The 16,093-nt window shown below is 69.7% G+C and carries 17 protein-coding genes; 9 read left to right on the top strand and 8 right to left on the bottom strand.

The features are described 5' to 3' along the window. Position 1: 1 nt before the first annotated feature. From VGZ32_RS20905 to VGZ32_RS20915, 3 genes are read right to left on the bottom strand one after another with little or no spacing between them, the layout of a single operon-like run. Positions 2-2,272 (bottom strand): heavy metal translocating P-type ATPase, encoded by a 2,271-nt coding sequence (locus VGZ32_RS20905; RefSeq protein ID WP_326887814.1) that lies wholly within the window; start codon positions 2,270-2,272, stop codon positions 2-4. A 51-nt stretch (positions 2,273-2,323) separates the two neighbouring features. Further along, complete coding sequence (locus VGZ32_RS20910) at positions 2,324-2,548, bottom strand: heavy-metal-associated domain-containing protein (protein ID WP_326887815.1); 225 nt, start codon at positions 2,546-2,548, stop codon at positions 2,324-2,326. A 15-nt stretch (positions 2,549-2,563) separates the two neighbouring features. Further along, positions 2,564-2,881, bottom strand: coding sequence for a metal-sensitive transcriptional regulator (locus tag VGZ32_RS20915; protein WP_326887816.1), 318 nt, complete (start codon positions 2,879-2,881; stop codon positions 2,564-2,566). Between the two features lie 519 nt (positions 2,882-3,400). Here VGZ32_RS20915 and VGZ32_RS20920 point away from each other — a divergent pair. Next, positions 3,401-3,736: an STAS domain-containing protein gene (locus VGZ32_RS20920; RefSeq protein WP_326887817.1), complete on the top strand. Its 336-nt coding sequence runs from the start codon at positions 3,401-3,403 to the stop codon at positions 3,734-3,736. A 34-nt stretch (positions 3,737-3,770) separates the two neighbouring features. Here the strand turns inward: VGZ32_RS20920 and VGZ32_RS20925 are convergent, their stop codons facing one another. Next, entirely contained in the window at positions 3,771-4,697 is a 927-nt protein-coding gene (locus tag VGZ32_RS20925) for a LysR family transcriptional regulator ArgP (protein WP_349263694.1), read from the bottom strand. Between the two features lie 65 nt (positions 4,698-4,762). On the opposite strand from VGZ32_RS20925, the gene VGZ32_RS20930 reads away from it, so the two are divergent. The 4 genes from VGZ32_RS20930 (at position 4,763) to VGZ32_RS20945 (ending at position 7,566) form a co-directional block, all read left to right on the top strand. After that, positions 4,763-5,377, top strand: coding sequence for a LysE/ArgO family amino acid transporter (locus VGZ32_RS20930; protein ID WP_326887819.1), 615 nt, complete (start codon positions 4,763-4,765; stop codon positions 5,375-5,377). Positions 5,378-5,454: 77 nt separating this feature from the next. Next, positions 5,455-6,888: an NADP-dependent phosphogluconate dehydrogenase gene (gndA, locus tag VGZ32_RS20935; RefSeq protein WP_326887820.1), complete on the top strand. Its 1,434-nt coding sequence runs from the start codon at positions 5,455-5,457 to the stop codon at positions 6,886-6,888. A 151-nt stretch (positions 6,889-7,039) separates the two neighbouring features. Continuing rightward, positions 7,040-7,273, top strand: a complete 234-nt coding sequence (locus VGZ32_RS20940) for a hypothetical protein (protein ID WP_326887821.1) — start codon at positions 7,040-7,042, stop codon at positions 7,271-7,273. Next, a complete protein-coding gene (locus VGZ32_RS20945) occupies positions 7,255-7,566 on the top strand; it encodes a GNAT family N-acetyltransferase (RefSeq protein WP_326887822.1) in 312 nt (103 codons plus the stop codon). The genes VGZ32_RS20940 and VGZ32_RS20945 overlap by 19 nt, the downstream gene beginning before the upstream one ends. A 35-nt stretch (positions 7,567-7,601) precedes the next feature. On the opposite strand, the gene VGZ32_RS20950 is transcribed toward VGZ32_RS20945, so the two are convergent. Then, on the bottom strand, positions 7,602-8,570 hold the full coding sequence (locus VGZ32_RS20950; protein WP_326887823.1) for a cation diffusion facilitator family transporter: 969 nt from the start codon (positions 8,568-8,570) through the stop codon (positions 7,602-7,604). Positions 8,571-8,826: 256 nt separating this feature from the next. Next, positions 8,827-9,438: a Rieske (2Fe-2S) protein gene (locus VGZ32_RS20955; RefSeq protein WP_326887824.1), complete on the bottom strand. Its 612-nt coding sequence runs from the start codon at positions 9,436-9,438 to the stop codon at positions 8,827-8,829. Between the two features lie 320 nt (positions 9,439-9,758). Here VGZ32_RS20955 and VGZ32_RS20960 point away from each other — a divergent pair, with 320 nt between their 5' ends. The 4 genes from VGZ32_RS20960 (at position 9,759) to VGZ32_RS20975 (ending at position 14,135) form a co-directional block, all read left to right on the top strand. Beyond that, positions 9,759-10,187, top strand: a complete 429-nt coding sequence (locus VGZ32_RS20960; protein ID WP_326887825.1) for a DUF6917 domain-containing protein — start codon at positions 9,759-9,761, stop codon at positions 10,185-10,187. Between the two features lie 295 nt (positions 10,188-10,482). Further along, positions 10,483-11,121, top strand: coding sequence for a hypothetical protein (locus VGZ32_RS20965; RefSeq protein WP_326887826.1), 639 nt, complete (start codon positions 10,483-10,485; stop codon positions 11,119-11,121). 141 nt (positions 11,122-11,262) lie between these two features. Next, positions 11,263-12,645 (top strand): glycosyltransferase 87 family protein, encoded by a 1,383-nt coding sequence (locus VGZ32_RS20970; RefSeq protein WP_326887827.1) that lies wholly within the window; start codon positions 11,263-11,265, stop codon positions 12,643-12,645. Continuing rightward, complete coding sequence (locus VGZ32_RS20975; RefSeq protein WP_326887828.1) at positions 12,600-14,135, top strand: DUF2079 domain-containing protein; 1,536 nt, start codon at positions 12,600-12,602, stop codon at positions 14,133-14,135. The genes VGZ32_RS20970 and VGZ32_RS20975 overlap by 46 nt, the downstream gene beginning before the upstream one ends. 17 nt (positions 14,136-14,152) lie before the next feature. Here VGZ32_RS20975 and VGZ32_RS20980 read toward each other — a convergent pair whose 3' ends face one another. After that, positions 14,153-14,941 carry a class I SAM-dependent methyltransferase gene (locus tag VGZ32_RS20980; RefSeq protein WP_326887829.1) on the bottom strand — a complete coding sequence of 263 codons (789 nt, stop codon included), beginning with the start codon at positions 14,939-14,941 and terminating at the stop codon, positions 14,153-14,155. Next, a complete protein-coding gene (locus VGZ32_RS20985; protein WP_326887830.1) occupies positions 14,938-16,041 on the bottom strand; it encodes a glycosyltransferase in 1,104 nt (367 codons plus the stop codon). Before VGZ32_RS20985 ends, VGZ32_RS20980 begins: the two co-directional genes overlap by 4 nt. Positions 16,042-16,093 lie beyond the last annotated feature (52 nt).

Raw genomic sequence — 16,093 nt, forward strand, 5'->3', positions numbered from 1 at the left:
GTCAGCGGAAGCGGCGCAGCCGCAGGCTGTTGGAGACCACGAAGACACTTGACATGGCCATCGCCGCCCCGGCTATCAGCGGATTGAGCAGGCCGGCGGCGGCGAGTGGCACTGCGGCGGCGTTGTAGGCCAACGCCCAGAACAGGTTTCCTTTGATGGTCGCGAGGGTTCGCCGGGACAGCCGGATCGCGTCGGCGGTGGCCCGCAGGTCGCCGCGCACCAGAGTCAAGTCGGCCGCCTCGATCGCCGCGTCGGTCCCGGTGCCCATGGCCAGACCCAGGTCGGCCTGGGCGAGGGCGGCGGCGTCGTTGACCCCGTCGCCGACCATGGCGACCACTCGGCCACTGTCTTGCAGGCGCTTGATCTCGTCGACCTTTCCGGCCGGAAGCACCTGGGCGATGACCTGCTCGATGCCGACCTGGTCGGCGACCGCGCGGGCCGCGGCGGCATTGTCGCCGGTCAGCAGGATGGGAGTCAGGCCGAGGTCACGCAGGGCCGTGACAGCCGCGGCGGAGGTCGGCTTGACGGTGTCGGCGACCACGAGCAGTGCGCGCACCTTGCCGTCCCACCCGACGGTCAAGACGGTGCGGCCGGCAGCCTCGGCGGTCTCTCGAGCTTCATCCAGGGCTGGTGGAAGGTCGGCGCCCCAGGTGTCTGCGAGGAAGGCGGGTCGGCCGACGAGGACGTCGCGGTCCTCGATCCGGCCGGACACCCCGAGTCCGGGGTGAGCGGCGAAGTCGGTGACGGGAGGGAGGCCGGCGCGAGTGTTTGAGGAGGCGGGGTTCGAGAAGACCGTGTTCGAGGAGGTGGCGGCCTCGGTCACCGCGCGCGCGACGGGGTGCTCGGAGGCTGATTCGAGGACGGCGGCGATGCGAAGGGCGGCGGTCGGGTCCTCGCCGGGAATGGGGATCAGTTCGAGGAGGCTCATCGCGCCGGTGGTCACGGTGCCGGTCTTGTCGAGCACGACCGTGTCGATCCGGCGCGTCGACTCGAGCACTTCCGGGCCCTTGATCAGGATGCCGAGTTGCGCGCCGCGCCCGGTGCCGACCAGCAGGGCGGTCGGCGTCGCGAGACCGAGCGCGCACGGACAGGCGATGATGAGGACGGCGACCGCCGCGGTGAACGCCTCGGTCGCCGCGGCCCCGGCGAGCAGCCAGCCGACGAGGGTCACCAGGGTCAAGGCGACGACCACCGGGACGAACACCGCTGAGATCCGGTCGGCCAGCCGCTGGACCTGCGCCTTACCGGTCTGCGCCGCGACGACGAGGCGGGCGATCTGCGCGAGCTTGGTCTCCTCGCCGATCCGGGTGGCGCGGACCACGAGCCTTCCGCCGACGTTGACGGTCGCGCCAGTCACCTCGTCGCCGGGCCCGACCTCGACGGGTACCGATTCCCCGGTGAGTAATGCCGCGTCGATCGCCGACCCGCCCTCGACCACCACACCGTCCGTCGCGACCTTCTCGCCGGGCCGCACCACGAACAGGTCGCCACGCCGCAACTGGTCGACGGGGATGCGGTGCTCGACGCCGTTGCGCAGGACCGCCACGTCCTTGACGCCCAGTTCGAGCAGGGCGCGCAGGGCGGCACCGGACCGCCGCTTGGCGCGTGCCTCGAAGTACCGGCCGGCCAGGATGAACACGGTGACGGCTGAGGCGACTTCGAGGTAGATCTCCGACCCGCCGGAGCGGTGACTGATCCACTCGAAGGGCATCCGCATGCCGAGGGTCCCGGCGTCGCCGAAGAAGAGGGCGTACAAGGACCAGGTGAGCGCGGCGAGGGTGCCCAGCGAGATCAGGGTGTCCATGGTGGCCATGCGGTGCCGCAGGTTCAGCACGGCGGCGCGGTGGAACTGCCAGCCACCCCACAGGGTGACCGGCGTCGCGAGGACCAGCGAGAACCATTGCCAGCCGCGGAATTGAAGCGCGGGAACCATGGACAGGGTGAGGACGGGCGCGGCGAGGGAAGCGCTGACGACCAGACGCAGGAGGGAGTGGTCGGCGCGGTCGGTCGATGCGGGGGCTGGTGTGGCGGATGCGGACGGCGTTGACGGCGCGGAGGGCGTGGCGCCGTAGCCGGCGGCCTCGACGACGGCGACGAGGTCGTTGGCGCTGACATCCTCCGGACACACGACGGTGGCCTGCTCGGTAGCCAGATTCACCGTCGCGGTCACGCCGTCGAGTCGGTTGAGTTTGCGCTCGATGCGGCTCGCGCACGAGGCACACGTCATCCCGCTGATCGCCAGCTCGACCCGGTTCTCGCCTTGTACAGTCATCGTGTCTACAACCCTTATGCCGATTACTCTCGGCGAATCTCCACGGGCGCTCTAGGCGACCAGCTGGTATCCGGCCTCGGAGACCGCCGCGCGCACCGCGTCCCGGTCGAGGGCGGCCGCGCTGGTCACGGTGACTTTCCCGCTCGGCAGGTCCACCTCGACGGAGCGCACGCCGCCCAGCGCGCCGACCTCCTCGGTGACCGAGGACACGCAGTGCCCGCAGTTCATCCCGCTCACGGTGTACTCGGCGGTGATCGTCTCGTCGGAGTCGGTCATGGTCTCTTCCCTGTCTTACGAACGAACGAGTCGGGCAATGGCGGCGGAGGCCTCCTGAACCTTCGCCGCGGCGTTCTCTCCGCCCTCGGATATCGCCTGCGCGACACAGTGCTCGAGGTGATCCTCCAGCAGCCCCAATGCGACTGCTTGAAGCGCCTTGGTCGCCGCGGAGACCTGAGTGAGGACGTCGATGCAGTAGGCGTCCTCCTCGACCATGCGCTGGAGCCCGCGCACCTGCCCCTCGACTCGGCGCAGCCGCTTGAGATAGTCGGTCTTGGCGGCGGTGTAGCCCCGGCTCTGCACGTCGCCGTGCCAGTGTCCCTGTTCGGCCATGGCCGCGCTCCCTCCTCGTCAGCGGCTGGGTTCTCGTCCCTGTCTGCAGGAAACCATACCCCCCTATGGTATATGACGGGCCGGGAAGATCGCGTGATGTGGATCACATGTAAGTTCGGAGAAGGGCTGGAGAAAAGAAGGACCCCACGTCGACGGCGCTCGACGCGGGGCCCAGTCCTTGGCGCGGCTGCCCAGCCGGCGCCCGGTGTCAGCGGAGCGATTCAGCCGGATGTAGCGCGCTGTTACCACCGGGGACGCGATGAAGACGATGTTCCCGGTGGTGGGGGTCGTGAGCTTAATCGCCCGGGCCGCCGAGCGAGGCAAAACGTGACCCATCAGTGATCCGGTTTTGCGGAAAATTTATCAACAGAGGTCCCATCCGCCCGTCCTGTGACGTCAATTCGAGACGGTCTGGTCACGCCCCGTCAGCGCGCGCTACGGTGGGTACCGCGTTCGTGTTCTGGTGATGTGTCCCTGCCTTCAGGGCTCCAGTCGAGGGTGGCGGCTCAAATGCACAAAGTGGTCGACACGGGAGGCCTCGTGGTGCTGCGCACCGAGCAGCCGCCGGGGCTCACCGTCCGCGGCGATCTGGGGCCGCAGCAGGTCCGCCTCTTCAGCGAGGCGCTGCGCACCACCGCGACGGAACAAGAGGGCGACGTCTACCTCGACTGCGGCGGGCTCCAGGTCATCAGCCTGGAAGGGCTGCGCGCGGTGGTCGACGCCGCGATCGACCTCTCCCACGGTGACCGGACGCTGATAGTGCACTCGCTCTCGCCCTACTTCCGCCGCATCTTCCGGCTGGCGCAGTGGGAGAACACGCCGGGCCTGGTGCTCGAGGCGCCCGCAGAGAACTGATTCAGGCTGAATCGTCGCGCGACTGCGGAGCGACTTACGTCAGCGCAGTCTCAGCGGTCCGGGCCACCGCCTCCGCCACTGCGGCGAGCGCCGGGGAGTCCAGCTTCCACTGCTGCCAGTAGAGCGGCACGTCGATGGGCAGCTGCGGGGCGAGGTGGACCAGCTCGCCTTCCTGCCGCTGCGCCGCTTGAGCCTCGGGCAGCATGCCCCAGCCGAGGCCGGCGGCGATCGCCTCGACGTACGCTTCCGACGCGGGCACGTGGTGCCGCCGCACGGTTCCCGCGGCCCCAGTTCCGGTCCGGCGCGCCGCGAGTCGGCGCAGAAAGCGGTCCTCGAGGTCGTCTTTCCGGTCGAACACCACGACCGGGGCGTCGCCGAGCACGCGTGTGAGTGGCCCGTCCGTCAACCACCGCTCGGCGAACCACGGCGCTGCCATCGCGTGGTAGCGCATCCGGCCCAGCCTGAGCACGGTGCAGCCCTGGACCGGCTCCGGCGACGAGGTGACGGCCGCCATGACCAGGCCCTGCCGCAGCAGCACCGTCGTATGGTCCTGATCCTGGCGGTGCAGGTCGAAGCAGACCTCGAGGTCGGCGCGCGCCGAGACGTCGGCAAGGGCCGGAAGGAACCAGGTGGCGAGGGAGTCGGCGTTCACCGCGATGGGCACGGTGGCAGGTGCCGCGCTCGATGTCCCTGGGTCGGACAGGCCGAGCTCGGCGGCCGCGTCCCGTTCGAGGGCGGCCAACTGCCGGGCGAAGCGGACGACGACCTCTCCCGACTCGGTGAGCCGCACAGGCTTCGCGCGCACGAGCAGCACCCGCCCGACACGCTGCTCCAGGGCCTTAACGCGTTGGCTAACCGCTGAGGGTGTCACGTGCAAGGTCCGCGCGGCAGCTTCGAACGTCCCCTCGTCCACGGCCACGAGCAGCGTGCGGACCTGGTCCAACGGAAGCTCCGGCATCACAATTGCTAATGATACCTACGAAACTTTAGCTGTTCTCATGGGATTTTGATTCCTAGCCTCGAGGGGTGGATACCGCTCTCCTCACGATGGCCGCGGGGCTCGGCACCGGACTGTCGCTGATCGTGGCCATCGGGGCTCAGAACGCCTTCGTGCTGCGCCAGGGCATCCGGCGCGAGAATGTGCCCGCGATCGTCGCTATCTGCGCCACTTCCGACGCGGTGCTCATCGCCTGCGGCGTCGCGGGGATCGGCGCCGCGCTCCAGGCCTGGCCGGCCGGGCTCACCGCGGTCGCCTGGATCGGCGGCATGTTCCTGCTCTGCTACGGAGCCCTCGCGGCACGCCGCGCGCTACGGCCGTCGAGCCTCACGCTGGACCGCTCCGCGCCCGCCGATCGCCCGCGCACGGCCGTTCTCACCTGTCTCGCGCTCACCTGGCTCAACCCCCACGTGTACCTCGACACCGTCCTCCTGCTCGGCTCGGTCGCTAACGGCTACGGGGAACGGCGCTGGCTGTTCGGCGTCGGCGCGGCGGCCGGCAGCGCGCTGTGGTTCAGCGGCCTCGGCTTCGGCGCGCGGCTGCTGCGCGGCGTGTTCGCCCGCCCCGTCGCCTGGCGCGTGCTCGACGCGCTGATCGCCGCGACGATGGTGACCCTCGGCGTGATCATGATCGGACGTCGCTGACTGGCGACGGTTCAGCGCGGGACGCCAGACTGGGGTGAGCACCGCTGAACCCGACACGGCAGCAGCAGGAGGCAGCTATGGCAGCGAAGGCAGAGATCGGCGTCACCGGCCTGGCCGTGATGGGCCGGAATCTCGCCCGGAATCTGGCCCGGCACGGGCACGCCGTCGCCGTGCACAACCGGTCGGTCGAGCGCACTAACGCGCTGATCACCGAGCACGGTGACGAGGGGACGTTCGTGCCGGCCGAAAGCATGTCCGACTTCGTCGCCGCGCTCGAACGGCCCCGCCGCATCGTGATCATGGTGAAGGCGGGCGGCCCGACCGACGCCGTGATCGACGAGCTGGCACCCCTGGTCGAGCCCGGCGACATCGTCATCGACTGCGGCAACGCGCACTTCGCCGACACCCGCCGCCGCGAGGCCGCGCTGCGCGAGCGCGGCATCCACTTCGTCGGCTCCGGAGTGTCTGGGGGAGAGGAGGGCGCGCTGCTCGGGCCGAGCATCATGCCGGGCGGGTCCGCCGAGTCGTACCAGGCGCTCGGTCCGCTCTTCGAGGACATCGCGGCGAAGGTGGACGGCACCCCCTGCTGCGTGCACGTCGGCCCGGACGGCGCCGGCCACTTCGTGAAGATGGTGCACAACGGCATCGAATACGCCGACATGCAGCTGATCGCCGAGGCGTACGACCTGCTGCGCCAGGGCCTCGGGCGCAGCCCGGCGGAGCTGTCGCAGATCTTCGCCGCGTGGAACGAGGGCGACCTCGAGTCGTTCCTCATCGAGATCACCGCCCAGGTCCTCGCGCACGTCGACGGCGAGACCGGCAAGCCGTTCGTGGACGTGGTCGTCGACCAGGCCGAGCAGAAGGGCACCGGGCGGTGGACCGTCCAGTCCGCGCTCGACCTCGGCGTGCCGATCACCGGCATCGCCGAGGCCACCTTCGCGCGTGCTCTGTCGGCGCACCCGGAGCAGCGGCAGGCGGCGCAGCGCGCGCTGCCCGGCCCGGCCGCGGCGAAGATCGACGACCCGGACGGCTTCGTGGAGGACGTACGTAAGGCGCTGTACGCATCTAAGGTCGTCGCCTACGCCCAAGGCTTCGACCAGATCGCCGCGGCGAGCGCCGAGTACGGCTGGGACATCGACCGTGGCGCGATGGCGACGATCTGGCGCGGCGGCTGCATCATCCGCGCCCGCTTCCTCGACCGGATCCGTCAGGCGTACGACGCGGACCCGAAGCTGCCGTCTCTGCTCGTCGCGCCGTACTTCCGCGACGCGGTGGCGGACGGGCAGGAGGCGTGGCGGCGTGTCGTCGCCTACGCCGCGAACTCCGGAATCCCCACCCCCGCGTTCTCCTCCTCGCTCGCCTACTACGACGCGCTGCGCGCCAACCGGCTGCCGGCGGCGCTGATCCAGGGTCTGCGCGACCTGTTCGGCGCGCACACCTACAAGCGCGTGGACAAGGAAGGCACCTTCCACACCATGTGGGCCGAGGACGGCCGTGAGGTGACCGCCTGACCACCTGACGGACGCGGCCGGGCGGGGATTCGCCCGGCTTCCCGACCCGGACGCGTGAACCGGGTCGCGTGCGGCGCCGTGTGCAACGGCGACGGCGCCGCACGCGCGGCTCTCGCGGCGCTTCGGACCTCGAGGAAGTCAGGGATCGGGTATGAGTAACAGTGTGCTGTGGACCTCCGTATATTTCGCGGACGAGCGGGTGCCCGCCCGGCATGCGGCGTCGAGTGCCGCGCGGCACTACGGCGCCCCGGACGGCGACGCGCCGCACGAGTGTGAGTTCTGCTCTCCAGAACCCCAGACCATCGCCGTGCTTCCCAGCGGCAGGCACGGCGCGGGCGTGCGACCATGGGGAGCACAGGAGGCGGAATGGAACCCCGAGTCGTAGATGCCCCCGAGCGGGACCGCTTCGAGATCTTCGTCGACGAGCGGCTGGCCGGTTTCGCGGAGTACAGCAGAAACGAAAGCGCGATCGCGTTCACCCACACGGAGATCGATCCGGCCTTCGAAGGCCGGGGCCTGGGCAGTATCCTCGCCCGCGCCGCCCTCGACGCGGCCCGCGAAGAAAAGCTGGCCGTGCTGCCCTACTGCCCCTTCATCAAGGGCTGGATCGCCAAGCACCCCGACTATCTGGACCTGGTGCCTGAGGGCAAGCGCGCGCAGTTCGGCCTTCAGGTCTAAGTTTCGGCCTGTAGCCCTAGGGAATCGGCGGACCGTTAGGGCGTTTGAGGCGTGCCCGCGTCGTCGGGTGCAGGCTCGGCTGGCGTCTTCTCGACGGTGCGCCGGATGTCCGGCTCCAGATAGATGACCGTCGCGATCGGTACGGCGGCGCGCACCCGTGCCTCCGCCGCGTCGATCGCGCGCGCGACCTGTTCCGCCGTGTCGTCGTGCTCGACCCCGATCTTCGCCGCCACCAGCAACTCGTCCGGGCCGAGGTGCAGCGTGCGCATGTGGATGACTGAGGTGACGACGTCGCCGTCGACGAGCGCTGCGCAGATGCGGCGCACCTGCTGCTCGCTCGCCCCCTCGCCCAGCAGCAGGCTCTTGGTCTCGATGCCGAGAATCACCGCGGCGCCGGCCAGCAGGAACCCGATCGCCAGCGTGGCCACGCCGTCCCACACCCCGCTGTGCGTGACCGCGGTGAGTACGACGCCGATCAACGCGAACAGCAGGCCGATCAGCGCGCCGAAATCCTCGAGCAGCACGACCGGCAGCTCGGGAGCCTTCGCGTGGCGGATGAACCCGACCCAGCTCTGCCGGCCGCGCAGCTGCCGCGCCGCGCTGATCGCCGTGCGGAAGGAGAAGCTCTCGGCGACGAGTGCGAAGCCGAGCACGCCGAGCGGCCAGGCGAGGTTCTCCAGCGGGTGGGGGCTCTTGATCTTCTGGTAGCCCTCGTAGAGCGCGAACAGGCCGCCGACGCTGAACAGCACGACCGCGACCAGGAAGCCGGAGACGTACCGCTCGCGGCCGTAACCGAAGGGGTGTTCCTCGGTCGGCTCGCGTTCGGACTTCCGGCCGCCGATCAGGAGCAGGACCTGGTTGCCCGAGTCGGCCACCGAATGGATGCCCTCGGCGAGCATCGAGGAGGAGCCGCTGAACCCGAACGCCACCAGCTTGGACGCGGCGATGGCCAGGTTCGCGCCCAGCGCGGCCACCACCGCCCTGGCGCTTGAGCCGCTACTCATCCGTGAACATCACCCCAGCGCGTCGGCTCCGCGAGGCCATCGGACGCCTCGTCAGGCGAAACCCTATCGGTCTGGAGCGCTCCGAGCGCGGCCGCGGCAGGGTGGCGGGGTATCCCGCGGCCGCGCCCGAAGTCTGTGGCAGCGCCCTTTTTGCTCTTCAGGGTCAAACGGGGCGGAGAGAAAGAGGCTCCCCGCCGCCCCGTTTAACCCCGAAGGCCGGGTGATTCCGAAGGGCGGCGCTTGTCCTGGGGATGGGTCAGCTCTTGAGGAACAGCTGTCCGCCCTGCACCGTGACGTTGGCGGCGGGCAGCGGCTGCGGGGCTGGCCCCGCCTGCACGGATCCGTCGGTGATGCTGTACTTGCTGCCGTGGCACGGGCAGTCGATGGTGCCGCCGGAAACCTGGCTCACCTGGCAGCCCGCGTGGGTGCAGGTGGAGCTGAAGCCCTTGAAGGTGCCCGCGGTCGGCTGGGTGACGACGATCTTCTGGGAGGCGAAGATCATGCCGCCACCGACCGGGATCTGCGAGGTCGCGCCGAGCGCGGTGCCTGAGCCGGATCCGCCGGCCTGCGCGCTGGCGCTGCCCATCCCGCCAGAGGTGTCGGACGGCATTGGCGCGGCCGAGGTGCCGGTCCCGCCGTTGGCGGAACCGTTCGCCGAGCCGGAGTCGCCGGCACTGCTGCACGCCGCGAGGCCGACGGCGGCCAGACCGGCGACCCCTGCGACGCCGGCCACACGCAGCACGGCGCGCCGCTCAAGCGGGAGGACAGCCGGGACCGCGTCGTCGGGCACGGCACTGACGACGGGGAGGGTGTCGGGGCCGGCGCCTGCGTCGGGCATTGACTCGGCGGGGCGGGTGGGCTCTGACATCGGGCTTTCTCCTTCGCGGTGGGCATTCTGGATCCTGGGGCGCGGCCGAGGCCCGTCCACTGCGAGGAGCACGTACGCCGCACCGGGCCGGTTCAGGGTGCACCGCGCCAGCCTGCCGCACGTGACGTATCGCACACCCGTGCCGTCAGGCGGGAGGTAGTCCCGGAAGGCGGGATTCGTTCACCTCTTCAGGCGGGGCGCGGCGCAATTCGCTGCGCCGTTCGAGGGACGATGATTCGTGGCGCGGCCGTGGCTCCGAGACGAATGCGTAATGATCTGCTTATCCAGTCGGGGCGAGCGGTACGGAAAGGACGATGGCCATGCTGCTTCCGGTGAAGCGTCGCGTCGAGGGCAGCCTCGTCAAGATCCTGGCGCGTCGCGTCGAGGACGCCGGCCTCGAGCTGGACCGGGCCGCCGGGCTGTGCGTCCGCACGGGCGACATCCACGAGCTGGTGACCACCGACACCGACCAGAGCGCGCCGGGAACCCGGATCGACCGGGTCGGCTATCTGGGCTACGTGGAGATCGAGAAAGCCGGGGTGATCGACCGGTACGACGAGGTTCTGGTCGGGGCGCACCGGGTCGGCATCGTGCTCGGCTTCGACAGCCGCACCCCGGGTCGGCTCAGCATCCTGATCCACAGCGCGCGCCCGCGCACCGGCCCCGAGCTGTCGCTGGGGCCGGAGTCCCCGGTCGCGTTCCGCGCGACCGACCTGCCGGAGGAAGAGCCGGGCCTCCCGCTCGACTGATCGCCGGGCGGCATTGCGGGCGCCGTCTCATTGCGGCGCCGTGCCGCGCAAAGCACGCCCCGCGAATTTATCAGGGTTCTTCGAAAATTGGCCGAGGCGCCGGCGATCGCGGATCGGGAATCCGCCGCCGTCGGCATTGCCGGAAGACCGGTTCGGGTGTGCGGCTCCTCAAATTTTCCGTGTTGTCTCAGGGTTTTTGCTACCCGTCAGTAGACATGAGCGATTCTCGCTTTAGACTGGCGGGCGAGCCGGCTCATACCCACATACCCTGATAAACACGGTTCGAGGTGGATTGATGTCCCCCACCATCCGTCATTTCTCCCGGCTGCTCGGCACCGCCATGGTCGCCCTGCTCCCCGTGCTCGGCACGGTGAGCGCGGCGCAGGCTGCCACGGCCGTCACCTACAACCTCCAGGCCACGGCCGTCGGCCAGACCGCGAGCTTCACGCTCGGCGTGCAGGTGAGCGGCTCCGCGCCGAGCACCGTGGCCTCCGGCGCGAACTTCAACGCCACCCTGTCCGTCGGCTCGATCACCGTGCCCACCAGCGCCTCCGGGTACACGGTCAAGCAGATCCAGAACGTCGACCTGAAGATCCCGGTGCCCTCGAACTCGACCTATGTGTCGAGTTCGCTGACCGGCGGCAGCAACCTCGGTAGCGGCAAGCCGAGCGTGTCGGAGAGCAGCGGTGTCGTGACGATCGCCATCCCCGGCCCGATCGCGGCCGGCCAGACGGCCACGCTCCCGACGCTGACGCTCACCCTCAAGGCCGGTGCCTCCGGTCAGACCGTTGTCAGCACCCTGGCCGGGACCAGCTACAGCAACCCCGGCCTGACCTTCACGGCGGTCGTGTCGGTGCTCTTCTTCACTGTCAACGCGAACACGGTCGGCTACCCGGCCACGACTCCCGCGCTGACCACGACCACCATCCAGTAACCCGGTCGGCGACAGCCCCGCGTCAATGGCGATGCGGTCGGGTGGGCATCCGTCTCCGGACGGGTGTCCACCCTCGCGGCGTTACCGCAACGTTCCGCGCTCTTGGGCCGGGCGATAAGGCACGCTTGGTACGGTAACCCGGTGATAAGCCGCGCGCGCCGCCGCTTCTCGACCGCCGATGTCCGCGCTGTGCGGACATTCGCGATCGTCGTCGGGTTCGTGCTGCTCGCGGGCTCCGTGGCCGGGTACATCGTCATGGTTCACGCGGTGCCTGGGCCGCTGTGGACGTTGCCGGACACCACCGTCTACCGCGACGCGGGTCAGGCTCTGCACTCCCGGCCGGGCGAGCTCTACACCGCGAAGTTCGGCAGCCCGCCGCTCGACTACCTCTACTCCCCGTTCGCCGCGCTCGGATTCGCGGCGGCGGCCCCGCTCGCGCTCGACGTCTGGAAGTACGGTCTCACCGCGCTCGGCATCGCCCTCGTCGTCGGGGTCTGCTACGCGTGCCTGGGCATAGCCCGCGTCAGGGCCGGGACCGGTGGCCGGTTCGCGGCGGCGCTGATGCTCGGCGCGGCGGCGCTGTGGCTCGAACCGGTCCAGCGCACCCTGTCGTTCGGGCAGATCAACCTAATCCTGCTGGGCCTGGTCGTCTTCGACCTGCGGCTCGCGGATCGGCGGCCGTGGAAGGGCATCGGCATCGGGCTGGCCGCCGGGATCAAGCTGACGCCGCTGATCTTCGTCCCCTACCTCTTCTTCAGCGGACGCCGCAGGGCCGCACTCGTCGCGGCGTTCACCTTCGCCGCAACCGTCGGCGTGGGGTTCGCCGTTGCGCCTTCGGACTCGTCCGCCTACTGGATTCACGGCGAGCTCTTCCGCTCGGACGTGATCACGAGCGTGCTGGTCAACCAGTCGCTGTTCGGCTTCGCGCAGCGCATCACGCACGGCGGCTCCTCCGCGCACCTGCTTTATGACGCGCTCGCCTTGGTGATCGGCGCGGCGGGATTGGCGGTCGCGGTCATCGCGTCGCGTCGCGGCGACGAGCTGCTCGGCCTGATCGTGTGCGGGGTAACCGGGCTGCTCGTGTCGCCTGTGTCATGGACGCACCACTGGGTCTACACCGTGCCCGCGCTCGTCCTGCTCTTTCCGCGCCGCCAAGCCGTGTGGCTGCGCAGCGCCCGATCGCGGATCGGTTTCGGTGTCGCGGCGGTCGCACTTTTCGCGGCATGGCCGGTTCGGCTGCGGATGTCGGGCGGCTGGAGCTCGTCCGTGCCGTGGAGCGATGGCGGCCTGCTGCGCTTCCAGGCCCACAACGGCGGCGCTGAACTGCACTGGAACGCCGCTGAGCTGTTCCTCGGTGACTACTACGTCCTCGCGGGCGTGCTGATGATCGTATGCATCGGCTCGGTACTGGCGCTGCCGCTGACACGCCGCGGTCGCGGGGCCGATGTCGCGGAAGCGGTCGAGTACCATCCGGCCGCATGGCAGTCCGCACAGCCGTCGACGACGTCGCCGACCACCGGGTGAGGTGGTGGGCGAGCGCCCGGCGTCTGCTGCGGTCGCGGCACGTCTGGGGTGTCGGCCTGCTCTCGCTCGGTGTCGGCGGCGCACAGGCGGCGATCGGTATCCAGCAGTACCGGCAGTTCCGGCTCGGCGGCTACGACCTGGTCATCTTCGACCAGGCGATCCGTGCCTACTCCCGCTTCGGCTTGCCGATCAGCCAGATGAAGGATGTGCACAACCCGGGCCAGGTGACCGCCGGCTACGGGCACGCGTTCTCGATCCTCGGCGACCATTTCTCGCCGATCCTGGCCGTCCTCGCTCCGCTGTATTGGCTCTGGAACAACCCACAGGTCTTGATCCTCGCGCAGGCTGCCCTGTTCGCGTGCGCCGTGCCGTTCGCGTGGCTGTTCACCATACGCTCCCTAAGCAGCGTGGTCGCGGCTTACTTTGTCGCCTTTGCCTTCGGTATCAGCTGGGAGCTTCAGGAGGCCTCGGCGGCGGGGTTTCACGAGGTCGGCTTCTTCGTACCGCTCTGCGCGCAGATGCTGGAGCGATATCAGGCGGGCAGGCTTCGCCAAGCGGTGATCGCGGCTGGCGTTCTGCTGCTGGTTAAGGAAGACGCCGGATATGTCGTCGCGATGTTCGGCCTCGTGGTGCTGCTCGGCCGCTCCCGGGCGCGACGACAGCGGTGGGTCGGCGCTGGATTGCTCGTCGGCGGCGTCGCAGTCGCTCAACTCGTGCTGCACCTTTGGATTCCCGCGTTGGGAGGACGCTCCGACTATTACTGGTACTGGACGCGCCTTAGCGCGACGCCAAGCATGAAGGACGCAGTGCTGCGGGTGATCCTGCACCCGGCTTACGCGGCGCAAGTCGCGACGACACCGTCGGTGAAGGTCAGCACCTTCTGGTGGTTGGTGGTGCCGCTGCTCCTGATGTGCTTCGGTTCGCCGCTGGTGCTACTCGCGGCGCCGCTGGTGGCCGAGCGCGCATTCTCCAACGATCCCGGGCACTGGGGGCTCGGACCGCAGTACAACGCCTTTCTCGCGCCGATCCTCGTTCTGGCGGCGGTCGACGCAGTCCGCAGGCTGACGGGCTTCGCGCCGGAGAGACGTGCTTATTTGGCAAGACGCGCCGCGGTGGTGTGGGCGCTGGCCGTCGCAGTGATCGCGGCGTGGACGAGCTGGACCACTTTCCCGCTCGGGCAGGCGCTTCGGCCGAGCGACTGGCAGAGCAACGCGTTCCAACGGGCGCAGACAGCGGCGGTGGCGATCATCCCGAATGGCGCGAGCGTCGAGGCCGACGACAACATCTCGACGCATCTCAGCTCTCGCACCAACGTCGTGTTGCTGGATCAGACCCCGCATCTGCGCGAGTGGGTGGTGCTCCAGACCTTCGCAACGGAGTTCCCGTTGACGCAGGACCAGTTGCGGGCGCGCGTGGCGTGGCTGCTCGCACACGGCTACCGGCAGGCGTTCGAGCAGGACGACGTGTACGTCTTCCGTAAGGCCGGCTGACGCGTGCGTGCCGTGCGTCAGCCCTCGAAGACCGTGCCGCGCGCGACGAGGGTGGGACCGGTCCGCGGAAACGCCCGCTGAATCTGCCGGAACGGCGCAGTCCCGAGCTCGGTGACGAGCCCGGCCAGCGCGCTGCTCGGCTGCATGAACCGGCCGCTGCCCTGGCTGCGCTCGGGAAGGGACTCGTTCTTGACGGCCGCGATGCGGCGGCGGCCGATGGCGTTGCGCGCGGCCTCGAGGGCATATCCGGCGGGCATGCCGTACAGCCGGACCTCGACTTGTGTGAGTCCCGCCGCCTTCAGCAATTCCTCCATCGCCCGAGGGTCGTAACGGCGGTAATGGCCGACCAATTCGTCTTGAACTCCGTATCGGCGCTGATGGGCCGGGGTCGAGATGAGCAGGGTGCCGCCGGGGCGCACGCGCTGCGCCCACGCGTCGAGCGCCACCTTGTCGTCCTCGATGTGTTCGAGCACTTCGAAGGCGGACACCACGTCGAACCGGTCGTCCGGATCGACGACGGACAGGTCGCCATGGCGGATCTCGCCTTCGATCCCGGCGTTAGCGAGCCGCCGCGCCGCGATCCGGTACGAGGCCTCGTCCGGCTCGACCCCGACGTACTGGTAGCCGTTGCGGGCCGCGAGCCGGATGCCGAGCGCCGCCTGGCCGCATCCCACGTCGAGAAGAGTGCCCGGTTCGGCGGGCAGCATCCGGCGCGCGAGGTCGAACCGGAGCCAGCCGTTGAACGAAAGCGGCGGCAGCCGCCGCTCAGCGGTCCGGGCCTGCTCGGCAGGCGGTTGCTGGCTCATGTCAGGGCCTCCAGTCCGGGCAGGGCGCGCAGCCGCTCGACGAGTTCGCCGGTGACGCCGTCGGCTGTGAAGCACCGCTGTGCCAACTCGCGGCCGGCCGCACGTCGGCGCGCCAGTTCCTCGGGGTTGTTCGCCAGAGAGCGTAGGGCCTCGGCGAGTGCCTTAGCGTCACCGGGCGGCACGAACACCGCGGCGTCCGCGAGCGCGCGGCGCTGTGGTCCGGTTCCCGAGGTGACGACGGCGCACCCGGCGGCAAGCCCCTGATAGACCTTGTTCGGTACCACCCGAAGCGCCTTCGAGGTCGTCCCGAAGATTCCGAGACAGACGTCGTGTCGCGCGACGACTTCGGGCAGTTCCTCGGCCTCGACCCAGTCGAGCCAGGTCACGTTCGGGTTCCGGCCGGCTACGCGTTGCACCGCGGCCCGATCCTGGCCGTCGCCGATCATCGTCGCCTCGATCGGCTCGTCCGCGAGCAGCCCGAGCGCCTCGCCGATGACCGGCGCGCCCTGGAGTGGCGTGTACAAGCCGAAGAACACGACGCGCAGCCGGCTCTCTCCAACCCGCGCGCCGTCGGCAGTAGGCTGGTCTGGCTGGTCCGTGGCAGGGGAGGCGTCGAACCACGCCTGAGGAGCGCCGACAGGAGTGACCACCGTTTTGTCCCTCAGGTCCGCCGGAATCAAGTCGGCGTGTTCCCGCGTATCGACGAGCACGATGTCCGCCGCCCGCAGCGCGGCCCGGTCGAGCCGCCGCAGCAGCGCGCCGCGCACCCTCCCCCCGACGCGCCGGTCCGCCGCAGTGTCCCCGGCACTGATCAAATGGTCCAGTACGATCGGCGTCCGGCGGAACAGAAGTTTGGCCAGATGTACATCGAAATGCCCCATGTATCCGACGACGACCGCATCGGGAGAGTGCTTGCGCGCGCGCACCGCCAGGCGCGTCCAGCAGCCCAGCATCCGCCCGCCGAGCAGCGGCAGGCGCCACGGCTGCCGCAGCATCGCGACCCGCTGGGCGGTCGAAAGCCGCAGGGGCTCGGCGCATTCGAAAACTCGCGCACCGTGCCGGGCCAGCCCGTCCAGGACGATTCCGGCGCGCGGATGCACCCTCGTATCGTAAGTACCGAATCCGAGGACCATAGGCCGGCCGGCGGTGGCT

Origin of the sequence: Actinocrinis sp., from assembly GCF_035938995.1 — a bacterium.
In the GTDB taxonomy this organism is placed as follows: Bacteria; Actinomycetota; Actinomycetes; order Streptomycetales; family Catenulisporaceae; genus DASZGI01.

Bases quoted from the DNA above. Each gene is read 5' to 3' on its own strand.
- VGZ32_RS20905 (WP_326887814.1), bottom strand. From the start codon at position 2,272: ATGACTGTACAAGGCGAGAACCGGGTCGAGCTGGCGATCAGCGGGATG.
- VGZ32_RS20910 (WP_326887815.1), bottom strand. From the start codon at position 2,548: ATGACCGACTCCGACGAGACGATCACCGCCGAGTACACCGTGAGCGGG.
- VGZ32_RS20915 (WP_326887816.1), bottom strand. From the start codon at position 2,881: ATGGCCGAACAGGGACACTGGCACGGCGACGTGCAGAGCCGGGGCTAC.
- gndA (WP_326887820.1), top strand. From the start codon at position 5,455: ATGGCAGCGAAGGCAGAGATCGGCGTCACCGGCCTGGCCGTGATGGGC.
- VGZ32_RS20940 (WP_326887821.1), top strand. From the start codon at position 7,040: ATGAGTAACAGTGTGCTGTGGACCTCCGTATATTTCGCGGACGAGCGG.
- VGZ32_RS20945 (WP_326887822.1), top strand. From the start codon at position 7,255: ATGGAACCCCGAGTCGTAGATGCCCCCGAGCGGGACCGCTTCGAGATC.
- VGZ32_RS20950 (WP_326887823.1), bottom strand. From the start codon at position 8,570: ATGAGTAGCGGCTCAAGCGCCAGGGCGGTGGTGGCCGCGCTGGGCGCG.
- VGZ32_RS20955 (WP_326887824.1), bottom strand. From the start codon at position 9,438: ATGTCAGAGCCCACCCGCCCCGCCGAGTCAATGCCCGACGCAGGCGCC.
- VGZ32_RS20960 (WP_326887825.1), top strand. From the start codon at position 9,759: ATGCTGCTTCCGGTGAAGCGTCGCGTCGAGGGCAGCCTCGTCAAGATC.
- VGZ32_RS20965 (WP_326887826.1), top strand. From the start codon at position 10,483: ATGTCCCCCACCATCCGTCATTTCTCCCGGCTGCTCGGCACCGCCATG.
- VGZ32_RS20975 (WP_326887828.1), top strand. From the start codon at position 12,600: ATGGCAGTCCGCACAGCCGTCGACGACGTCGCCGACCACCGGGTGAGG.
- VGZ32_RS20980 (WP_326887829.1), bottom strand. From the start codon at position 14,941: ATGAGCCAGCAACCGCCTGCCGAGCAGGCCCGGACCGCTGAGCGGCGG.